The following is a 4067-nucleotide window of genomic DNA, read 5'->3' on the forward strand; positions in this document are numbered from 1 at the left end:
GACCAGATCGCCCTGTTCGACCGGGCCGTGCGGGCCGTCGGCGCGCTGGATGAGGATGCGGCCGACAATCCGATCGCCGCGCGGATGCGGGCCGAACGGGCAAGGCTCATGGCCGACGGCGCGCCTGAGGAGGACGCGGCCCGGCGCGCCGGCTACCGCGTGTTCGGCTCCAGGCCCGGCGCCTATGGCGCGGGCCTTCAGGCGCTGATCGACGAGAAGGGCTGGCAAGACAAGGCCGACCTGGCCGAAGCCTATCTGGTCTGGGGCTCTTATGCCTATGGCGCGGGCGCCGAGGGCACGGCCGAGCGCGCCATGCTCGAAACGCGCCTGTCGTCGGTCCAGGCGGTGGTCCAGAATCAGGACAATCGCGAGCACGACCTTCTGGACAGCGACGATTACTACCAGTTCGAGGGCGGAATGACCGCGGCCGTCGAAACGCTCAAGGGTGCGCGCCCCACCGTCTATCACAACGATCATTCAAGGCCCGAGCGGCCGGTCGTCCGCACGCTCGAAGACGAGATCGGCCGCGTGGTGCGCGCGCGCGTGGTCAACCCCAAATGGATCGCCGGCGTCATGCGCCACGGCTATAAGGGCGCCTTCGAGATGGCCGCGACGGTCGACTATATGTTCGCCTTCGCCGCGACGACAGGCGCGGTGCGCGACCATCATTTCGACGCGGTCTATCAAGCCTATATGGTCGATGATACGGTGCGCGGCTTCATCGCCGACAAGAACCCCGACGCGCTCGCCGAAATGGCCGACCGGCTGTCGGAAGCGATCGCGCGCGGCCTGTGGACGCCGAAGTCCAATTCGGCGCGCTTTGATCTTGAACGGATAGCCGGAGGAGCACGATGAACCAGATCGACGATCACGAGCATGACAATGAGCGCCATGCCGAGAAGATGGCCAAGAAGAAGGCCGCGCGCGACAAGATCATGGCCACCAAGACCGAGGAAAAGGGCCTGATCATCGTCCATACCGGCAAGGGCAAGGGCAAGTCGACCGCCGCCTTCGGCATGATCTTCCGGCATATCGCCCATGGGCGCCGGTGCGCGGTCGTCCAGTTCATCAAGGGCGGCATGGCGACCGGCGAGCGCGACCTGATCGAGCGCCGTTTCGGCGATCTGTGCGCGTTCCACACGATGGGCGAGGGTTTCACCTGGGAAACCCAGGACAAGGCGCGCGACATCGAAATGGCCCGCGCGGCCTGGGAGAAGGCCAAGGCGCTGATCGCCGATCCCGAAAACAAGATGGTGCTGCTCGACGAGATCAACATCGCGCTGCGCTACGACTATATTCCGGTCGACGAGGTGGCCGCATTCCTGCGCGCGCGCAAGCCGGAGATGACCCACGTCGTGCTCACCGGCCGCAACGCCAAGAACGAACTGGTCGAACTGGCCGACCTCGTCACCGAGATGGAACTGGTCAAGCATCCGTTCCGGTCCGGCGTCAAAGCGCAGATCGGGGTGGAGTGGTAGGTTTGAGCCGCCGCTACGAGGTCGCCGTGATCGGCGCCGGCATGGTCGGCGTGTGCACGGCGATCGCGCTTGCCCGCGCGGGCGCCGATGTCGCCCTTGTCGACCGCCGCGCGCCCGGCCGCGAAACCAGCTACGGCAATGCCGGCATCATCCAGCGCGAGGGGGTGCATCCCTATCTGTTTCCGCGCAGCGTGTTCAAGCTCGTGGCTCATGCGCTCAACCGGCGCACCGACGCCCATTATCACCTTGCGTCGCTGGCGCATGTGGCGCCGTTCCTGTGGCGCTATCTGCGCGCCTCGCGCCCCGATCGCGCACGGGCGAGCTATGAAGCCAGCATCCCGCTGTTCGCCGACTGCCTGACGGCGCACGGCGCCCTGGCGGCCGAGGCTGGCGCCGACCGTCTGCTGATCAGGAAGGGCTGGCTGCGCGTCCTGCGCAAGCAGGCCGCCCTGCGCGCCGTCGAGGGCGCGCTTGCCGACCTGCGGGGGCTCGGCCTGACCGTCTCAAGGCCGGGCGCCGACGCGCTGGCCGCGCTCGAACCGCACCTGAGGACGCACATGATCGCGGGCGCCGTCCATTATGAGGACCCCTGGACCTGCTCGGACCCCGGCGCGCTGGTCGCGGCCTATGCGGACCTGTTCGAGGCGCTCGGCGGCTCGATCGTCCGGGCCGGGGTGCGCGCGCTTGAAAAGGGCGGCCGGGGCTGGCGCGCCGTCACCGCGTCCGGGGCGGTTAAGGCCGACCGGACGGTGATCGCCGCCGGGCCCTGGTCCAAGGCGCTGCTCGACGCGCTCGGCCTGCGCCTGCCGATGGGCGTAAAGCGCGGCTATCACCGCCATTACGCGCCGCGCGGCAATGCTTGCCTGACGCGCCCCGTCGTCGATGGGGACCACGGCTTCGTGCTCGCGCCGATGGCGCGCGGCATCAGGATGACGAGCGGCGCCGAGTTCGCCCGGCTCGACGCGCCGCCCACGCCGGTGCAGCTCGACCGCGCGCTGGCGCCCGCGCGGCAACTGTTCGATCTGGGCGAGGCGGCCGACGAGGCGCCCTGGCTCGGCGCTCGGCCCTGCTTTGCCGACATGCTGCCCGTCATGGGGGAGGCGCCGGGCCTTGCCGGCCTGTGGGTCAATTTCGGCCATTGCCATCACGGCTTCACGCTGGGTCCTTCCGCCGGCCGCCTTGTGGCGTCCATGATGGCCGATGGAACGGCGGATTTCGACCCGGCGCCCTATGCCGCCGCGCGCTTCACGGGGCGGTGAAGGGCGCCGATTGGGCCATGGCGCGAATCCCTGTACTGTGGCGCTCCGGCCGGCCGCAGCGGAGGCGATCATGGCGAGGGGCATCATCGACACGATCAGAGCCATGCTGGGCCGCGAGCGCAATGTGCGGCTCGTCGCCAGCGACCCGGCGCTCACGGCCGAACTGCTGCTGCTGTTCCGGATGATTCTCGCCGACGGCAATGTCGCCGATGCGGAACTGGAGACGTTCAAGCGCATCTGCCGGCAGGCGTTCGGGCTCGATCCTGAGGCGATGGACGGCGTCTACCAATATCTTCACGACTATGCCTACGAGACGACCGACGCCCAATCGTCGGCGATCTTCCTTGAGATGCCGCTCGCCCGGCGCAAGGCGCTGCTCGACCATATGATCGCGATCGCCGAATCGGACCATGCGGTCAACGACAAGGAACTGCGTCTGCTCGAACGCACCGCCGACGCGCTGGGTTTCGACCTCAAGACATTGCCCGATGCGTGATGGCGCGATTTTCCGCGCCCGTGTCGCTCCGCCGATTGACCGGGCGGGTCGAAATCCATAACGTTTCGCCGTTGCCGGCAGTGCCATCTTCCATGGCCGAACGGTGTCCGGTCGCGCCGACCCAAGCCGGGGGCGCAAGGCCGGAGCTGCCGCGTGGATCGCCCCGTCGCTTGCGAGGGGGCAGGGCCTGTTGGTGACGCATGAAACGAACCGACAGGATGAACCCATGACCCGCTTCCGCCTCCCCCTTGCCGCTGCCTCGCTTGCCGCCGCCTCGTTCGCCGCCACCGCAGCGTTCGCCCATCCCGGCCATGTCGAGCAAGTCGCCGGCCATGCGCACTGGCTGGCCTGGGGTGCCGGCGCCGCCGCGCTCGCCATCGTCGCGGGCGCGCTCTTTTTCGGCCATCGCGCCGTGCTGCGGCGGAACCGCTGATGTTCGAAAACAAGGTGCCGGGCAAGCGCTACGGCATCATGATCTGCGGTCATGGCAGCCGCAACCGGAACGCGGTCGACCAGTTCGCGCGGCTCGCAGAGCGCATGCGCGAACGCTTTTCCGACGTGCCGGTCGACTATGGCTATCTCGAATTCGCCAACCCCGTGATCCACAAGGGGCTCGACGCGCTCAGGGCGCGCGGCGTCAACCATGTGCTTGCGGTGCCGGGCATGCTGTTCGCCGCCGGCCATGCCAAGAACGACATCCCGTCCGTGCTGAACGCCTATCGGGCGCGCAACCCTGACGTTGCGGTCGATTATGGCCGCGAACTGGGCGTCGACCTGCGCATGATCCGCGCCGCCGGCGCGCGCATCGAGGAAGCGCTGGAGGCGCGCGGGTGG

The 4067-nt window shown here is 68.4% G+C and carries 6 protein-coding genes; all 6 read left to right on the top strand.

The window, feature by feature from the left end; genetic code table 11:
* The coding region (locus AC5E6L_RS09195; RefSeq protein WP_491772791.1) for a cobaltochelatase subunit CobN at positions 1-855 on the top strand (855 nt) is incomplete at its 5' end.
* The gene (gene cobO, locus AC5E6L_RS09200; protein ID WP_491229372.1) at positions 852-1478 is read left to right on the top strand and encodes a cob(I)yrinic acid a,c-diamide adenosyltransferase; all 627 of its coding nucleotides are present in this window, start codon (positions 852-854) and stop codon (positions 1476-1478) included. The genes AC5E6L_RS09195 and cobO, both read left to right, overlap by 4 nt.
* Before the next feature lie 2 nt (positions 1479-1480).
* A complete protein-coding gene (locus AC5E6L_RS09205) occupies positions 1481-2737 on the top strand; it encodes an NAD(P)/FAD-dependent oxidoreductase (protein WP_491772793.1) in 1257 nt (418 codons plus the stop codon).
* A gap of 70 nt (positions 2738-2807) precedes the next feature.
* Positions 2808-3233 (top strand): TerB family tellurite resistance protein, encoded by a 426-nt coding sequence (locus AC5E6L_RS09210; protein WP_491229369.1) that lies wholly within the window; start codon positions 2808-2810, stop codon positions 3231-3233.
* Positions 3234-3459: 226 nt separating this feature from the next.
* A complete protein-coding gene (locus AC5E6L_RS09215; protein WP_491229368.1) occupies positions 3460-3666 on the top strand; it encodes a DUF6732 family protein in 207 nt (68 codons plus the stop codon).
* A partial coding sequence (locus AC5E6L_RS09220) for a sirohydrochlorin chelatase (RefSeq protein WP_491772796.1) occupies positions 3666-4067 on the top strand: 402 nt, incomplete at its 3' end. The genes AC5E6L_RS09215 and AC5E6L_RS09220, both read left to right, overlap by 1 nt.

It is taken from the genome of Roseitalea sp. (assembly GCF_984466335.1).

Coding starts and splice junctions, on each gene's coding strand:
- cobO (WP_491229372.1), top strand. CDS start 852: ATGAACCAGATCGACGATCACGAGCATGACAATGAGCGCCATGCCGAG.
- AC5E6L_RS09210 (WP_491229369.1), top strand. CDS start 2,808: ATGGCGAGGGGCATCATCGACACGATCAGAGCCATGCTGGGCCGCGAG.
- AC5E6L_RS09215 (WP_491229368.1), top strand. CDS start 3,460: ATGACCCGCTTCCGCCTCCCCCTTGCCGCTGCCTCGCTTGCCGCCGCC.